The 15901-nt window shown below is 70.4% G+C and carries 14 protein-coding genes; 5 read left to right on the forward strand and 9 right to left on the reverse strand.

The window, feature by feature from the left end:
• Positions 1–13 precede the first annotated feature (13 nt).
• The gene (locus OG496_RS49545) at positions 14–1672 is read left to right on the forward strand and encodes a TauD/TfdA family dioxygenase (RefSeq protein ID WP_405975595.1); all 1659 of its coding nucleotides are present in this window, start codon (positions 14–16) and stop codon (positions 1670–1672) included.
• 2 nt (positions 1673–1674) lie between these two features.
• On the opposite strand, the gene OG496_RS49550 is transcribed toward OG496_RS49545, so the two are convergent.
• A complete protein-coding gene (locus OG496_RS49550; protein ID WP_405975596.1) occupies positions 1675–2448 on the reverse strand; it encodes a GntR family transcriptional regulator in 774 nt (257 codons plus the stop codon).
• A gap of 29 nt (positions 2449–2477) precedes the next feature.
• Entirely contained in the window at positions 2478–2870 is a 393-nt protein-coding gene (locus OG496_RS49555; RefSeq protein ID WP_405975597.1) for a DUF5997 family protein, read from the reverse strand.
• 58 nt (positions 2871–2928) lie between these two features.
• On the opposite strand from OG496_RS49555, the gene OG496_RS49560 reads away from it, so the two are divergent.
• A complete protein-coding gene (locus OG496_RS49560; protein WP_405975598.1) occupies positions 2929–3708 on the forward strand; it encodes a LysR family transcriptional regulator substrate-binding protein in 780 nt (259 codons plus the stop codon).
• 171 nt (positions 3709–3879) lie between these two features.
• Here OG496_RS49560 and OG496_RS49565 read toward each other — a convergent pair whose 3' ends face one another.
• From OG496_RS49565 to OG496_RS49590, 6 genes are all read right to left on the reverse strand, one after another.
• The gene (locus OG496_RS49565; protein ID WP_405975599.1) at positions 3880–4263 is read right to left on the reverse strand and encodes a BlaI/MecI/CopY family transcriptional regulator; all 384 of its coding nucleotides are present in this window, start codon (positions 4261–4263) and stop codon (positions 3880–3882) included.
• 791 nt (positions 4264–5054) lie between these two features.
• The gene (locus OG496_RS49570; protein WP_399389780.1) at positions 5055–6380 is read right to left on the reverse strand and encodes a Gfo/Idh/MocA family protein; all 1326 of its coding nucleotides are present in this window, start codon (positions 6378–6380) and stop codon (positions 5055–5057) included.
• Positions 6377–7624, reverse strand: a complete 1248-nt coding sequence (locus OG496_RS49575; protein WP_405975600.1) for a Gfo/Idh/MocA family protein — start codon at positions 7622–7624, stop codon at positions 6377–6379. Before OG496_RS49575 ends, OG496_RS49570 begins: the two co-directional genes overlap by 4 nt.
• Positions 7625–7668: 44 nt before the next feature.
• Positions 7669–8220 carry a hypothetical protein gene (locus OG496_RS49580; protein ID WP_405975601.1) on the reverse strand — a complete coding sequence of 184 codons (552 nt, stop codon included), beginning with the start codon at positions 8218–8220 and terminating at the stop codon, positions 7669–7671.
• 10 nt (positions 8221–8230) lie between these two features.
• A complete protein-coding gene (locus tag OG496_RS49585) occupies positions 8231–9100 on the reverse strand; it encodes a carbohydrate ABC transporter permease (protein WP_366491491.1) in 870 nt (289 codons plus the stop codon).
• Positions 9100–10062 (reverse strand): sugar ABC transporter permease, encoded by a 963-nt coding sequence (locus OG496_RS49590; RefSeq protein WP_366491490.1) that lies wholly within the window; start codon positions 10060–10062, stop codon positions 9100–9102. The genes OG496_RS49585 and OG496_RS49590 overlap by 1 nt, the downstream gene beginning before the upstream one ends.
• Before the next feature lie 216 nt (positions 10063–10278).
• Between OG496_RS49590 and OG496_RS49595 the strand changes: the two genes are divergently transcribed.
• Together OG496_RS49595 and OG496_RS49600 are read left to right on the forward strand one after the other, a co-directional pair.
• Complete coding sequence (locus OG496_RS49595) at positions 10279–11610, forward strand: ABC transporter substrate-binding protein (RefSeq protein WP_405975602.1); 1332 nt, start codon at positions 10279–10281, stop codon at positions 11608–11610.
• 4 nt (positions 11611–11614) lie between these two features.
• Positions 11615–12907: an enolase C-terminal domain-like protein gene (locus OG496_RS49600; RefSeq protein ID WP_405975603.1), complete on the forward strand. Its 1293-nt coding sequence runs from the start codon at positions 11615–11617 to the stop codon at positions 12905–12907.
• A gap of 92 nt (positions 12908–12999) precedes the next feature.
• On the opposite strand, the gene OG496_RS49605 is transcribed toward OG496_RS49600, so the two are convergent.
• On the reverse strand, positions 13000–13983 hold the full coding sequence (locus OG496_RS49605; RefSeq protein WP_366491487.1) for a LacI family DNA-binding transcriptional regulator: 984 nt from the start codon (positions 13981–13983) through the stop codon (positions 13000–13002).
• Between the two features lie 119 nt (positions 13984–14102).
• On the opposite strand from OG496_RS49605, the gene OG496_RS49610 reads away from it, so the two are divergent.
• Complete coding sequence (locus OG496_RS49610) at positions 14103–15860, forward strand: hypothetical protein (RefSeq protein WP_405975604.1); 1758 nt, start codon at positions 14103–14105, stop codon at positions 15858–15860.
• Positions 15861–15901: the final 41 nt, after the last annotated feature.

Consider the following 15901-nt stretch of genomic DNA (forward strand, 5'->3'; position numbering starts at 1 on the left):
GAGAGTGATGGCGATGTCACAGTCCGTAGAGGATCCAGTGGGAGACCTCATAGAAGACCTGCCGCTCACCTGGCTGCGGGACAACTGCCCCTGCCCCCGGTGCCGCGACCCCCGCAACGGGCAGAAGCTGTTCCAGATCACCGAGCTGCCCACCGGCCTCGCGTTGGACGCCGTACGGCGGACCGCCGGCGGTGTCGAGGTCGACTGGGCGCCCGACGGGCACCGGTCCGCGTACTCCGCGCAGTGGCTGACCGCCAACCGGCCCGACAGCGGGGACGGTTCCGGCGATCGGCGTGGTGAGAACGGCAAGACCCTGTGGGCCGCCGCGGACCTGAACGGCCGTCTCCCCGAGGCGAGTTGGGCGGAATACCTGGGCGACCCGGTGGTCAAGGCGCGGGTGCTGGAGTCGGTTCTAGGGCTCGGCTTCGCGCTCCTGCGTGATGTGCCGTGCCGCGAGGGGCAGGTACTGGAGGTCGCGAAGACCTTCGGGTACGTCCGTGAGACCAACTACGGGCGGCTCTTCGACGTGCGGGTCGAACCGGACCCCAACAACCTCGCCTTCACCGGCGCCCGGATCACCCCGCACACCGACAACCCGTACCGCGACCCGGTGCCCACGCTCCAGCTCCTGCACTGCCTGTCCAACGCGGCGGTCGGCGGTGACTCCGGACTTGTGGACGGGTTCAAGGCGGCCGCGTTGCTGCGTGCCGAGGACCCGGAGGCGTTCGCCGTACTGACGCGCACCTCCGTGCCGTTCCAATTCAGCGATGCGCAGACCGTGTTGGCCGCCGACCGGCCGTTGATCGACGTGGACGGCCGGGGCCGGATCCGCGAGGTGCGCTTCAACAACCGTTCCATCGGCACCCTGTTGCTGCCCGCCGACGAACTGGAGGCCTTCTACCGGGCCTACCGCACTTTCGCCGAGATCACCCTGCGCCCCGAACTCCAGCTGGAATTCCGGCTGTTGCCCGGCGACTGCCTGATCTTCGACAACGTCCGCCTGCTGCACGCGCGGACGGCCTTCGAGGAGAGCGGCGCCCGTCACCTCCAGGGCGCCTACGTCGACATCGACGCGCTGGCCGGCACCTTGGCGGTACTGCGTCGTGAACGGGCCGCAGCGGGTGCGGAGTTCGTGGACGAACTGGCCGAACTCTTCGCAGGCGAGGGCGCGACCGCCTACCTGGGGGAGGAGGTCACGATGGCGCAGCACATGCTCCAGGCTGCGGCGCGTGCCGAAGAGGCGGGTGCGCCTGACGCGTTGATCGCCGCCGCGCTGCTGCACGACCTCGGGCACTTCCACGGGCCGGTCAGCGGTGCGGAGTTGATGGAGGGCACCGACAACCGGCACAGCCACACCGGGGCGGACCGGCTGGCCGAGTGGTTCGGCCCCGAGGTCACCGAGCCGATCCGGCTGCACGTGGCGGCCAAGCGGTATCTGTGCGCGGTAGAGCCGGGTTACTTCGGCCGGCTCTCCGAGGCCTCGGTGTACACGCTGGAGGTGCAGGGTGGTCCGATGTCTCCGGCCGAGGTCGCCGCGTACGAGGCGAATCCCTACGCGGCCGACGGGGTCGCGGTGCGCCGCTGGGACGACGAGGGCAAGGACCCCGAGGCACCGACCCCGGACTTCGCGCACTTCCGCCCGCTGCTCACGGCCTTGCTGCGGAGCACCTGAGGTCAGGCGTCGTCGACCGGGCGGCGGGCCAGTGAGCCGGCGGCGGCCGAGCTGTGGACGGTGAAGACGACGGTCTCCGGAAGGTACCGGTCCTCGGACCATTCGACCGGGGTGCCCGCCGGATCCGTACTGCACCGGCGCTCGCGCAACAACGGGTCGCCGGGCCGGCAGCCGAGCAGCCGGGCGTCCTCCTCGTCGGCCCGGCACAGGTCGATCGTGTGCTGGGCGTCCGCGATCAGCACGCCCGACTCCTCCAGGGCCACGGTGTGCGACACCGAGTCCGGCGGCAGCTCGGCGATCAACTCGCCCACGGCGGACGGGTACACGGTGCGCTCGATCATCACCGGGCGCCCCGAGAGCGTGCGCAGCCGCCGTACCTCGTAGATCTCCGCCCCTGCGGGCAGGCGCAGTTGGTCCCGCTCGGTCGCGTCGGCGGGGCGGGTCTCCACGGAGACGGTCCGGCCGCCGGGTTCCTCGCCGGTCGAGCGGGCCCAGCGGGTGAAGCTGAGGAGTTCGCCGAAGCTCTGCGGGCGGGGCGTGCCGATCACGACCCGGCGGGTGCCGCGCCGGGAGGCGATCAGGCCCTCGGTGCGCAGCAGGGCCATCGCCTGGCGGACCGTGCCCCGGGAGACGCCGTAGCGTTCGGCGAGTTCGCCCTCGGCGGGCAGCCGTCCGCCGGAGCCGTAGCGACCCTCGCCGATCTCGCGGCCGAGGTCCGCCGCGACCTTCCGGTACATCGCCGGGGGTTTCCCCGTGCGGTCCGCGCCGTCCGTCACCGTGCGCCTCTCCCCGGGTCCCGCGCCCGTCAGTCGTTCTCGGCGTTCTCGGCGTTCTTCTTGTTCTTGATCCGCTCGGCTTCCTTGCGGACCTCGGCCTGGGTGGCGCGCTCCTTCTCCAGCCACTCGGGGCCGGCCGCCCTCAGTGCGTCGATCTGCTCGGTGGTGAGGGGCTCGGTGACCCCGCCGCGGGCGAGACCGGCGATGGAGACGCCGAGCCTGGCCGCGACGACCGGACGCGGGTGCGGGCCGTTGGCGCGCAGCTCGCGCAGCCACTCGGGCGGGTTGGCCTGCAGCTCGTTCAGCTCGGCGCGGGAGACCTCGGCCTTCTGGAACTCGGCGGGGGTGGCCTCTAGGTACACACCCAGCTTCTTCGCCGCCGTGGCGGGCTTCATGGTCTGGGTGGTCTGGTGCGACTTCATACCGTCAAGAGTATCGACCGCGTTCGAGACCTCCGACCACGGCGGGTAACCTTGCGGGGTGACAGGCTCGGAAACATCCCCCACGTTCCGGCTCGCGTACGTCCCCGGGGTGACGCCCGCCAAGTGGGTGCGGATCTGGAACGAGCGCCGGCCCGACGTCCCCCTCGTCCTCGTACCGGTCACGGCTGCCGAGGCATCCGATGTGCTGCGGCGCGGCGAGGCCGACGCCGGACTCGTACGGCTGCCGGTCGACCGTGAGGTCTTCAGCGCGATCGCCCTCTACACCGAGGCGACCGTGGTCGTAGCCCCCAAGGACCATGTCGTGACGGCGGCCGACGAGGTGTCCCTCGACGAACTCGCCGACGAGGTGGTCCTTCACCCCCTCGACGACGTCCTCGACTGGGAACAGCCGCCGGGGGAGCCCGCGTTCGAGCGTCCCGCGACCACCGAGGACGCCGTCGAACACGTGGTGTCCGGCATCGGCATCCTCTACGTCCCCCAGTCCCTGGCCCGGCTGCACCACCGCAAGGACCTCACCTACCGGACCGTCGTCGACGCCCCCCAGTCGGACGTCGCCCTCTCCTGGCCCGAGGACGCGACCACCGAACTGGTCGAGGACTTCATCGGCATCGTCCGCGGCCGCACGGTCAACAGCACGCGGGGCCGTACCCCGACGCCCCCTCAGCCGAAGACGAAGGCGAAGCGCACCGAAACCCCCGCCCGCCGCAAGCCCGCCGCCGGAAAATCGACCGGCAGGACCGGAAACACCGGCAAGAACCCCCGCGGGTCCTCCGGCGGCGCCAAGGGAACCAAGCGCGGCAAGCCTCGCGGTCGCTGATGGTCGACGCGGTTCAGCTCTGCGGTCGCTGACAACCCGACGAGGTCACGCCCTGCGGTCGCTGCCAACCAACGCGGTCAGCTCAGGCTGACTTCGCTGTCGAACCCCGCACCACGAGCCGCGGCGCCAGTACGACCTCACGGGCAGCTGTCCGTCCCTCGTCGAGCCGCCTCATTCCGCGCCCCCGGTCAGCAGATCGCGCAGGGCCCTCTCCTCCTCGGGGCTCAGACCGCTCACGAACTGCTGGAGCGCGCCGATCGGATCCGGCCCCCGGTCCAGCGCCTCGTGCATCGCCGCGGCGGTCAACTCGGCCGCGTTCTTCGCCGGCCGGTACGCACCGCGCCGCCCGTCCGCGTCGCGCAGGACGAGCCCCTTGTCGTAGAGCCGCTTGAGGATCGTGTGCACGGTGTTGTAGGCGAGAGGGCCGTCGATCTGGGCATGGATCTCGGCCGGAGTCAGCGGCCGGTCGGTCGCCCACAACGAGGCGAGGACCTCGCTCTCCAGTTCACCGGCGCTGCGCCGCTCCGCCCGGACCTGGGGGTCTCTGCCAGCCATGACGCTCACCTTACAGCGTGTAGGGCGCGGCTTGCCTACCGTTGGCGCTCTGACCAGGCTCTTTTGCCTGGTCGGGGTGGATCGACGCATCGGGGGGCCTGCTTCCGCCTGGGAACAGGAGGAGGGCGAGGCCACTGGTCGTGGCCTTGACTCCGAGGTCTGGATCCGTCCTCTGTGTGCGCTGGTCGTGGCGCGGTGGCCTTGCTTCTGTCGGTTGAGCTTCTGGTGCACAGGCCGGACCGTCGGGTGGTCGATTTCTCCGAGGGTGATGCTTCGGGGGAGGGCGATCGTCTGCAGAGCGATGCCCCTTTGCCGGCGCGGGCGTTGGCGCTTGACGCCCGGCACCGGGATCTGCGGCAGCTGTGGTCACGGCAGCTGACTGCTCTCGTTGATCTCCTGATTCGGCGGATGGGTCTGACTGAGGACACAGGATCTCGGGCTGCCCCTGTTCGGCGCCGGACCCCGCTCCGGCGATCCGCGAACTCACCCCGCCGGCCAACTGGTCGTCCGTAGCCACTGCTACGGCCACTCGCTCACCTTCGAGGGCCACACGGTGCTCACGCCGGAGAACGTCTCCGGCGGCACGCACCTGTGGCATCTGGTCCTGGCGCTCGGCGGCGATGCTGCCGTTCCCGGCCGCGCAGCTGTTACATCCGCACATGGATCTAGGAGTGGATGGCCGGCACGGCCTCCTCAACCATCCACCGGGGCACCAGCGTTGAAGATCCGCGGGCTCACCGGGACCTTCCCGCTCTTCGAACGTCCCGGTGGGAGACGCACGGCGTCAACGGTCACACCTCCAGCAGATCCCGGGCCTTCACCGGGAGCCGTGTCTCGAAGGACTGGTTCGCGGCCAGCGCGGTGACCAGGGACCGGGCTCCGTCGGTCGCGCCCGCCGCCCGGCCGAGCGGGTCCGGACCGCCGGTGGGCGGCCCGCCGAACAGGTCTTCGAGCATGCGGACATCGCCCCCGCCGTGGCCGCCCTCTCCCGTCGCGACCTTCACCTCGGTCGGCGGCTCCCAGAACCGGCGCAGCAGCAGCTGCGTACGCCCGGCGTCGTCGCCGACCGCCGCCCCGTGCATGACCGCGCTCGTACCGTCCGACCGTGCCCGGGGCCGGGTCCAGGTGGACTCCTCGACGAGGAGTTCGAGGCGTCCCGCGCTGCCGTTGAAGGCGATCCGGTAGCCCTCCCAGGGGGCGTAGGCGTTGAGGTGGTAGGTGAGGGTGGCGCCGGAGGTGTAGCTCACCAGCACCGCCATGTCGTCCTCGATCGTGACCCCCGGGCCGAAGACGTTCTGGTCGCGGTGGTAGCCGTCCTCGGCCTCCGCGTCCAGGTAGAGCGCGCTGAGCACGGGCGAGTCCGCCAGGCGTACGGCGAAGGGGTCGCCCTCGGCGGCGGGGGAGCCGTGGGCGCGGGCGTAGTCGCGGGCGAGGCCCCGGCGCCGGCCGGCCTCGTCGCCGTAGAAGAACAGCCCGCCCAGTGCGTAGACCGTCTCCGGAGCCGTGCCGAGCCACCAGTTGACCAGGTCGAAGTGGTGGCTGGCCTTGTGCACCATCAGGCCGCCGGAGTTGGCCTTGTCGCGGTGCCAGCGGCGGAAGTAGTCGGCGCCGTGGCGCAGGTCGAGGAGCCACTCGAAGTGGACCGAGCCGATGTCGCCGATCGCGCCGGAGGCGAGGGTCTCCTTCACGGCGGCGTGCACCGGGTTGTAGCGGTAGTTGAACGCGACCCGCACGTCGCGGCCGGTGCGGCGCTGGGCGTCCAGGATGCGGCGGGCGCGGGGCGCGTCCGTGGTCATCGGCTTCTCGGTGACCACGTCGCAGCCCGCCTCCAACGCCCGCACGATGTAGTGGTCATGGGTGCGGTCCACGCTGCACACCACGACCAGGTCGACGCGTTCGCGGCGCAGCATCTCCTCGAAGTCCTCGGCCGCGTACGCGGGCACGTCCGCCCCGATCCACTGACTGTGGACGGTCATGCGGTGGGCGTTGACATCGCAGAAGCCGACCAGCTCGACCCGGTCCGCGTAGGGACCGGACAGCGCCTGGGTGAAGAGCTGGGCGCGGGCGCCGAGCCCCACCACGGCGCAGCGGCGACGGCGTGCGGTGTCGGGGATCATGCGTTCTCCGTTCGGCGGGGTTCCAGGACATGGGGTGCGGGTGCGGACGTGGGTGCGTCGCCGTGGTCTGGGACCGGCAGCCTGGCTCCGCCCTGTTGCGCGGACCGATGGGCGATGATGCCCGGCAGCGTGTAGCGGGCGGCGACCCAGGCGTTGACCGGCGGCAGGGTGCCGGCGTTGACGGCCGTCACGAAGTCGTCAACGAGGAAGTGGTGGCTGCCCTCATGGCCGTTGTGGACGTGGTTGAACTCCTCGGGCAGCCGGGAGCGGTCGTGCACCGGCGCCGTTCCGGAGACGAAGGCGTCTCGGAGGGCGGGCGCTATGTGTTCCAGCGACGGGTCGTCGGTGGGGAGGGAGCGGACGGGGCGCAGATGTTCGCTGACGTCCTCGACGCCCTCCTTGTTCTGCCACACGCTGTACGTCGCGAGCTGCTCGAAGCTGCCCTCGGTGCCGAAGAAGCGGAACCTGGACTCGCGCTTGCGGGAGGGGTATCCGACCCGGCGGAACTCGTTGACACGGAACGATCCGCCGCCCGCGACCTCGAACAGGGCGGTGGCGTTCGAGAAGTCGTTGCCGAACTGGCTGACATCCTTGTCGAAGACGCCGTCGTCGCGGTCGTCGGTGACACCGATCGCCGAGACGCTCACCGCGTGGGTGCTCCAGGCGCCCAGCACCCCGCCGATGGAGTGGGTCGGGTAGAGCAGCGGCGGATAGCTGGCGGTGGACTTCCAGTCCTCGCCGCCGCTGTACTGGTACGCCTCGTAGAAGCCCAGGTCCATGTCGTGGACGTAGTCGCCCTCGGCGTAGAACAGCCGCCCGAAGCCGCCGTCGGCGATGCGGGTGCGGGCGTAGACGGTCGCGGGGTTGTAGTGGCTGGTCTCGCCCATCATGTACGTCAGTCCGGTGTCCCGTACCGCCTCGATGATCAGGGCGATCTCGTCCTCGGTGACCGCCATCGGCACCGCCGAGTACACGTGTTTCCCGGCGCGCAGGGCCTGCACGACCAGCGGGCCGTGGGTCCAGCGCTGGGTGAAGATCGCCACCGCGTCGACGGACGGTGACGCCAGCATGGCTTCGTAGGAGGGGAAGGTGCCCGCCAGGTCCTCTTCGGCGGCGACGCGCTTCGCCCGTTCTGGGATCAGGTCGGTGATGTGGACGTCGGCGACGCCGGGATGGAGGTGGAACAGCTTGGCGAACTGACCGGCGAACTGCCCGGCGCCGACGATGCCAAGGTTGAACGGCATGGAACGGACCTTTCGGATGGGGTCACTTGGGGGCGTACGGGTGGTCACAGCGGCAGCGGCCGCCACAGGTCGGTGGCGGTCGCCGCGAGGGCGAGCGGCCCGAGGACGATGAACAGCAGGACCGGCGACATGGTCAGCAGGACGATGACGGCGACCGCGGAACCGGCCAGCAGTACGGGCACGAGCGGCTGCTCCGGTACGGAGCGGAACGCCGCGACGAGGACGGCCCGCCAGGGCATCCCCTCCCGCCATCCGGCGGCGCAGCGCAGGCCCAGCGCGGCGAGGATCGCGGTGGCCACGGCGAAGGCCGCTCCCAGCCCGGGGCCGTGGGCGTCCAGGGCGACGGCGTCCAGCCACAGCAGGGCCACCACGCCGGTGGGGACCAGGACGACGGCGCGCCCCGAGCGCAGCACCCGGCGCAGCGCGGCGAGCAGGTTCGCCGGGGTCACCCCGGGGCCGCCGTGGGCCTGTTCGCGCAGCACCGTGCAGCCGGCCACCAGCGCCGGGTAGGCGGTGACCACCGGGAGCGAGCAGAGCAGCAGGAACACCCCGAGCAGCAGGCAGTCCGCGAAGAGGTGGAAGCGGGAACTACGCATCACGGCGCACCTAGCCCTTCAGCCCGGAGGTCTGGACGCCCTCCACCAGCAGACGCTGGAAGGCGAGGAAGAACAGCAGCACCGGCAGCAGGGCGATGACCGACATCGCGAACATCGGGCCGTAGGCGGAGCTGTCGGTCTGGTCGACGAAGAGCCGCAGGCCGAGTTGGAGCGTGTACATCTTCGGGTCGGTGAGGTAGATCAGCTGGGAGAAGAAGTCGTTCCAGGCGGAGATGAACGAGAAGATCGTCGTGGTGACGAGGGCCGGCTTGAGCAGCGGCAGGATGATGTACCAGAAGGTCCGGTAGGGGCCGCAGCCGTCGAGTACGGCCGCCTCGTCGAGTTCGCGCGGCAGCGAGCGGATGAACTGGACGATCAGGAAGACGAAGAACGCCTCGGTGGCCAGGAACTTCGGTATGACGAGCGGCAGATAGGTCCCGAGGAAGCCGAGCTTCTGGTAGATGACGTACTGCGGGATGAGCATGACGTGCATCGGCAGCATCAGCGTCGCGATCATCACGGAGAAGTAGAGCCCGCGGGCACGGAAGCGGAGCCGGGCGAAGGCGTAGGCGGCGAGCGAGCAGGAGATCACGTTGCCGGCCACGGCTAGGCAGGCGAGCAGCAGTGAGTTGCCGAACAGCCGCCAGAGGGTCAGCCCGCTGATCCCGTCCGCCGCCTTGGAGTAGTTGCCCGGCGTGAAGACCTTGGGGACGGGGCTGAGATTGGAGAGGATCTCGGTACCCGACTTGAACGACGCGGTGAACAGCCACAACAGCGGGTAGAGCAGCACCAGTCCGATCGCCACGCAGATCACATGCCAGGCCACCGAGCGCCCGGGTATGCGGGGGCGGCTGCGGACCGGGGTCGTCACGGTCGTCATCACGCATCGTCCTGTCCGTAGAAGACCCACAGCCGGGCGCTGCGGAAGGCGGCGTAGGTGACCACCGCGATGACGGCCAGCAGCAGCCAGGCCATCGCCGCGGCGTATCCCATGTGGAAGTTGGTGAACGCCTGCTGGTACAGGTAGAGCGAGTAGAAGAGCGTCGAGTTCGACGGTCCTCCGGTGCCACCGCTGATCACGAACGCGGAGGTGAACGACTGGAAGGAGTGGATGATCTCCATGACCAGGTTGAAGAAGAGCACCGGTGACAGCATCGGCAGGGTGATGGAGAAGAACGTGCGCAGCCGGCCCGCTCCGTCGAGGGACGCCGACTCGTACAGCTCCTTAGGGATCTGCTTGAGCCCGGCGAGGAAGATCACCATGGGTGCGCCGAACTGCCAGACCGTCAGCAGCACCAGCGGGTACATGGCGTAGTCCGGGTTGTCCGTCAGGCCGCCGACGTGCCAGCCGAAGAAGGACGTGGTGCGGTCGGTGAGCCCGCCGGTGGCGAACAGCGACCGCCACACCAGGGCGACGCTGACGCTCGCACCGAGCAGTGAGGGCGCGTAGAACGCGGCGCGGTACAGGCCGACTCCGGGGCGGGCGCGGTTCAGGAGCAGTGCTACGCCGAGCGCCGCCGCCAGCTTGAGCGGGCCTCCGATGAGGACGAACTTCAGGGTGACCTTGGCCGAGGTGAGGAACTTGTCGTCCTCGAACATGTAGCGGTAGTTGGCCAGGCCCACCCAGTGCGGCCTGGAGAACAGGTCGTAGTCGGTGAACGACAGATACAGCGAGATGAGCATCGGGCCGAGCGTCAGCACGACTGCGCCGATCAGCCACGGAGCCAGGAAGACGTGTCCCGCTACAGCTTGGGAACGGCGGCGCCTGGGCGGCGGCTTTACGACGGAAGTGCCACCACTCGGGCGGGGCATGGGGCGGGGCGGCGCGGTCGCCTGGGCCATCGGGGTCCACTCCTCCACGGTGAGGCTGGATGTCGGCGGCAACGATTGCACGCGGCCTCACCATCGACAAGAGGTGTGGCGAAACTATGTTTTGGCTGCTGATCAGGTCGCTCTCATTGACTGGAGCGTTCCGACGGGCGTACGTTCCCCGCCAGTTGGAAACAGAGTGGCAACGTTTGCAGCCGCTTTTCCCTCACCGTCGAGCGAAGGGCCGCGATGTCCGCAGCACGCCGTCCCCACACCCCGTCCACCTCACCGGGACTGACTCGCCGTCGGCTCATCGCCTCGCTCGGCGCGCTCCCGCTGGCCGGTGCCGCCGCCGGGTGCGGCACGAGCGAGGCGTCCACCGGCGGCAGAGTGACGATCGACTTCCAGTGGTGGGGCTCCGCAGACCGGAACCTGGCCACCGAGAAGGCCGTCGCGCTCTTCGAGAAGCGCCATCCGAACATCAAGGTGACGACCTCGTTCGCCGGTTACGCCGCCTACCTCCAGCGGCTCGCCACGCAGGTCGCGGCCGGCAGCGGCCCCGACGTCCTGCAGATGGACTTCGGCTACTTGAGGGCCTACGCCGACCGCAACGTGCTCTCGAAGCTCACCGACTCCGTGTTCTCCACGATCTCCCTGAAGCGGATACCGACCATCTACGCCCGCACCGGCCTCGTCGACGGCACGTTGTACGGGCTGCCTACCGGCATCGCCACCCAAGCCCTGCTGATCGACGCCAAGTTGTGGGCCAAGGCCGGGGTCGGCATTCCGAAACCGGGCTGGACCTGGGACGACCTGCTGAGCGACATCGGTCCCGCGCTGAAGAAGGCGCTACCGGACAGGGCACCGCTGACCGACTTCAGCGGCCACATCGAGATCTTCCAGATCTGGCTCGTCCAGCACGGCAAACCGCTCTACAAGAACGACGGTTCCCTCGGAGTCACGAAGGCCGACCTCACTCAGTTCTGGGAGTACATGGGCCGGCTGCGGGACAAGGGCGTCTTCACATCCGCGAGCCTCACCGCCTCGTACGCCAGCGGCTCGACGGCCGACTCGCCGCTGGTCCGGAAGCTGTCGGCCGGCGAGTTCTCCATCACCTCCAGCGCCTCGTCGTACTTCGAGACGTACGGCGCGGTGCAGCCCATCTCCTTCCCCACCCAGACGGCTACCTCCCCGATCGGGATGACCGGCGGTGCCTCGCAGGCGCTCTGCGTCCAGCGCAAGTGCGCGCACAAGGCGGAGGCCGCGCTGCTGATCGACTTCCTGCTGAACGATCCGGACGCGGCGAAGATCCTCGGCCAGGTGCGCGGGCTGCCCTCCAACACGCAGAACCTCGCCTCCCTCGCCCCGACTCTGACCGGCGGCGACAAGGCCGTCTACCAGTTCCTCACGTCGATCCAGAGCAAGCTCTCGCCCTCGCCGGCCCCGCCGCCGTCCGGCAGCGACGAGGACAAGCTCGACTTCACCAGCATCTACCAGGACATCATCTTCGGTAAGAAGAGCCTGAAGTCGGCCGTCTCCGACATGTGGGACAAGTTCCACACCACCGTCCCCGGGGGATGAGCCGGTGTTCATCAGCGAGTTGAGGGTCACCCCCATCGCCTTCCGTGACCCTCCGCTGCTCAACGCCGACGGGGTGCACGAGCCGCACGTCCTGCGCGCGGTCATCGAGCTCGTCACGGACGGCCCCGGCGGCGAGGTGACCGGCCTCGGCGAATGCACCGGCCACGCCTGGCAGTTGGACTGGCTGGAGCTGGTCGCCACCAGGATCCGGGGCATGAGTGTGTACGACACCGGGGCGCTGACCCGGCTGGTGAGCGAACTGCTGGCCGGCCGGGCGGACGGCGTCGCCTACGGACCGGACGCCGACTGGCGGCGCTGGTCCGGCCGTACGCCCGGATCACGGGGCCCGGCGCCGGTCCCGGCACCGGCCTTCGACGTGATGCGGGTGTACTCCGCGATCGAGGTCGCCTGCCTGGACGCGCAGGGCGGAAGGGCCGGCGTGCCGGTGGTGGACCTGCTGGGCGGCCGGGTGCGGGACGCGGTGCCGTACGCGGGCTACCTCTTCTACAAGTGGGCCGGGCACCCGGGCTCGGGCGACGACGAGTGGGGCGCGGCCCTGGACCCGGACGGCATCGTCGCCCAGGCCCGGCGCATGGTGGACCACTATGGCTTCCGCTCGCTGAAGCTCAAGGGCGGGGTCTTCCCGCCGGACGAGGAGATCGCGGCGGTCCGCGCGCTGCGGGCCGCGCTCCCCGGACTTCCGCTCCGCATCGACCCCAACGCCGCCTGGTCCCTGAAGACCGCGCTGGCGGCGGTCCGTGAGCTGGAGGGCGTCCTCGAATACCTGGAGGACCCGGTGGCCGGGATCGAGGACATGGCGGCCGTCGCCGCCGCCACGTCGATCCCGCTCGCCACCAACATGTCCGTGACCTCCTTGGAGGACGTACGCCCCGCCCTGGAGCGGAACGCCGTACGGATCGTGCTGGGCGACCACCACATCTGGGGCGGCCTCCGGGCGTCCGTCGCGCTGGGGGACGTGTGCCGGGCGGTCGGCTGGGGGCTGTCCATGCACTCCAACTCCCACCTGGGGATCAGCCTCGCCGCGATGACCCACGCGGCGGCGGCGACCGCGGCGCTGGGCCACGCCTGCGACACCCACTATCCGTGGAACGCGGCGGAGGACGTCGTGCTGCCCGGCGCGCTGTCCTTCCAGGACGGCTCGGTACGGGTGCCCGACGGGCCCGGGCTGGGGGTGCAGCTCGATCGCGTGGTACTGGACCGGCTGCACGCCACGTATCTCTCCCTGGGCCGCGAGCACCGCGACGACAAGGGCTACCTGCGCAGAGTGACGCCATGACGTGGCGGCCAATAGCCGCGCAGGGCAGGGGAGTTGGGCACAACGCACCGGCGCTCCGCGACCGGGCCGCACCACGCACCGGACAGAGCCGCTCAGCGCCGCTCGATCGCCGCTGTCGAACCCCGTACGACCAAGTGCGTCGGCAGCACCCGCTGCTGTGGTTCCGCCCCCTCGCCGGCGGGCGTGCCCAGGATGCGGAACAGCAGGTCGACCGCGGCCCGCGCGGCATGCGCCTTGGGTACCGAGACCGTCGTCAGCGGGGGCGCGGCCATACCCGACAGGGCGATGTCGTCGCAGCCGACCACGCTCATCTCGTCCGGCACCCGCACCCCGCGCGCGGTGAAGCGGCTGATCAGCCCGAACGCGACGATGTCGTTGAAGGCCACCACCGCGCTCGCCCCGCTGGCCAGCACCACATCGGCGGCCCCCGTGATCCCGCCGTCGAAGTGCGGGGCCACACTTCCCACGTGGATGATCTCGACCTTGCCCGAGTCCTCCATCGCCTTGATCCCGGCCGCCCGCTCCTGCGCCGTCCAGGTGGAGCGCGGGCCACCCACGTAGGCGATCCGGCGGTGGCCGAGCGCGTGCAGATGGGTCAGGGCGTCGGTCATCCCCTCCACCATGTCCGCCGTGACACTCGCGAAGCCGGGCTCCTTGCGGTGCAGCAACACGATCGGCTTCATGGTGACCTGGTCCAGCGCGGCCAGTTCCTCGCTGCTCAGGTGGGGGGCGCACAGCACGATGCCGTCGACCTCCGGGCCGAGCGTGCGGATCGCGTCCAGCTCCAGGCCCTCGTCGCGCTCGGAGTCGCTGATGAACACCGCGTGGCCGAGGCCTCGGGCGCGGGCCTGCACGCCCTTGCAGATGTCCGCGAAGAACGGGTTGAGCAGGTCCGGGACGATCACCCCCAGGTGGCCCGTACGACCGGTGATCAGGCCCTGCGCCGCACGGTTGGGCTGGTAGCCGAGCCGGTCGGCGGCGGCCCGTACCCGCTCACGCGTGCTCTCGCTCACCGTGCCGTCGGGCGACAGCGCCCGGGACACGGTGGACGGGGAGACCCCGGCCGTCCTCGCCACATCTCGAATCGTCACCTGCACGTGCCGAGGTTGACACCCCTGCTCACGGGCGTCAATCAAGATCGCCCATCCCATGGCCCGAAGCGGCTTCCCCCAGCACTGCCCGAGGAGCGTCGAGCATGACCCCGGACCAGCCCCGTCACCGCGTCGAATCGGTCGACCCCACCGACAACCGGAACGACCAGCACTTCCTCGCCTTCCTCGGTGCCGCCGCCGACGCCCGCGCGACGGACATCCTGAAAAGCCACGCCGGCGACCTCACCCAGCTCCGAGACCTGGGCAAGGCACGCGCCGCCGCCCGCTCACTGCGCACCCTCACCTCCGTCCACGTGTACGACGGCTCGGCGTACCACCACGACAGCACCCTGCTCACCCCGCTCGAAGAACTGGCGGAGGCCCTCGCCGAGGAGCAGTTCGAGGACGGCCTGTGGGACCAGGGAGGCGCCCACTCCCCGCCGGACACCGCGTTCTCCGTCGTCGACCTCGCCCTGGCGTGGGGCCTTCTCGACCAGGACGCGCACCCGTCCACCGAGCGGCTGCGGAGCACGGTCGGGCGGATTCTCCGCGCGGCGGGTCCCGGGCTCGCGACCGGCGGTGTCCACACGGCGAACCACCGCTGGCTGGTCTGCGCGGCCCTCGCCCGCGTCCACGCCCAGTGGCCCGACCCGTCATACGTCCGCCGGATCGACGCCTGGCTCGCCGAGGGCATCGACCAGTTGCCGGGCGGCGAGTACAGCGAGCGCAGCCCCAACTACGCCGCGGCCGTCACCAACCCGGCCCTGCTGACGATCGCCCGCCTCCACGGACGCGAGGACCTCTACGCGAACGTACGGGCCAATCTCACCGCCGGCCTGTACCTCGTCGAGCCCAACGGCGAGGTGGAGAGCGTCCATTCACGGCGCCAGGACCAGACCGCGCTGCGTCACCTTCCCGAATTCTGGCTCCAGTACCGGGAGTTGGCGGTCCGTGACGGTGACGGCCGGTTCGCCGCGGTGGCCGCGTTCCTGGGTGAACGCGGCACGGACCAGACCTTCGGCGAGACCCCGGCCGGCGACCGGCTCGCCGAGGTGCTGGACCGTCCCGAACTGGCCCGCCATCTCCCTGAACCCGCCGCTCTGCCCACGGACTTCGAGCACCATGACGACAGTTGCCGGCTGGTCCGCGCACGCCACGGCCGGAACACCGCGACCGTCTTCGGCGGCACGGACTTCCCCGAGGTCCGGGCCATCTCCTCGGGCTTGTCCACCAACCCGACGTTCTTCAGGATGCGCAAGGGCGCGGCGATCCTCGACTCCCTGCGGCTGGCACCCCGGTTCTTCTCCCTCGGCCACTTCCGCGCCGAGGGACTGGAGCGCGACGCGGACGGATGGCGGCTGCACGCCGAGGTGCGCGGCGCCTACCACCAGCCGCTCCCGCCCGGCCACCGTCGGCAGGGCGGCGGCTACCCGCTCACCGACGACGGCCGCTTCTGGTCGGCGATGGACTTCCCGCACCGCGAGCGGGAGTACCGGACGCTCCGTACGGAGATCCTGCTCCGGGAGGTGCCGGGCTTCGGCTGGGACATGGCCTGCTCCCAGACCGGGGCCGATGTGCCGTTCGCGCTGGAGCTGTGCCTCCGGCCCGGGGGCGAACTGACCGGCGACGGCGTGGAGCGGCTCTCCGACGACACGTATCACCTGGTCCACGGCGAAGCCGCGTACACCGTGGGGGAGGACCGCATCGTCTTCGGTCCCGGAAACGGCAAGGGCGGCCGGCAGCCACCGGTCGTCGACCCGGGCGAACGCTACGCCTGGCTCGGCGGCTCCCTCACCCCGGACGGCATCCGCGTCCTGATCACCGGCCGCACGCGGACGACGTACCGGCTGACCCTGCGCTGACCTCATCGATGTGTCAATGGTCAACGAGTGACCATGAGCCT

The organism is Streptomyces sp. NBC_00988, from assembly GCF_045162645.1.
In the GTDB taxonomy this organism is placed as follows: Bacteria; Actinomycetota; Actinomycetes; order Streptomycetales; family Streptomycetaceae; genus Streptomyces.

Bases quoted from the DNA above. Each gene is read 5' to 3' on its own strand.
- OG496_RS49595 (WP_405975602.1), top strand. From the start codon at position 10,279: ATGTCCGCAGCACGCCGTCCCCACACCCCGTCCACCTCACCGGGACTG.
- OG496_RS49545 (WP_405975595.1), top strand. From the start codon at position 14: ATGTCACAGTCCGTAGAGGATCCAGTGGGAGACCTCATAGAAGACCTG.
- OG496_RS49590 (WP_366491490.1), bottom strand. From the start codon at position 10,062: ATGGCCCAGGCGACCGCGCCGCCCCGCCCCATGCCCCGCCCGAGTGGT.
- OG496_RS49570 (WP_399389780.1), bottom strand. From the start codon at position 6,380: ATGATCCCCGACACCGCACGCCGTCGCCGCTGCGCCGTGGTGGGGCTC.
- OG496_RS49585 (WP_366491491.1), bottom strand. From the start codon at position 9,100: ATGACGACCGTGACGACCCCGGTCCGCAGCCGCCCCCGCATACCCGGG.
- OG496_RS49565 (WP_405975599.1), bottom strand. From the start codon at position 4,263: ATGGCTGGCAGAGACCCCCAGGTCCGGGCGGAGCGGCGCAGCGCCGGT.
- OG496_RS49555 (WP_405975597.1), bottom strand. From the start codon at position 2,870: ATGAAGTCGCACCAGACCACCCAGACCATGAAGCCCGCCACGGCGGCG.
- OG496_RS49575 (WP_405975600.1), bottom strand. From the start codon at position 7,624: ATGCCGTTCAACCTTGGCATCGTCGGCGCCGGGCAGTTCGCCGGTCAG.
- OG496_RS49610 (WP_405975604.1), top strand. From the start codon at position 14,103: ATGACCCCGGACCAGCCCCGTCACCGCGTCGAATCGGTCGACCCCACC.
- OG496_RS49580 (WP_405975601.1), bottom strand. From the start codon at position 8,220: ATGCGTAGTTCCCGCTTCCACCTCTTCGCGGACTGCCTGCTGCTCGGG.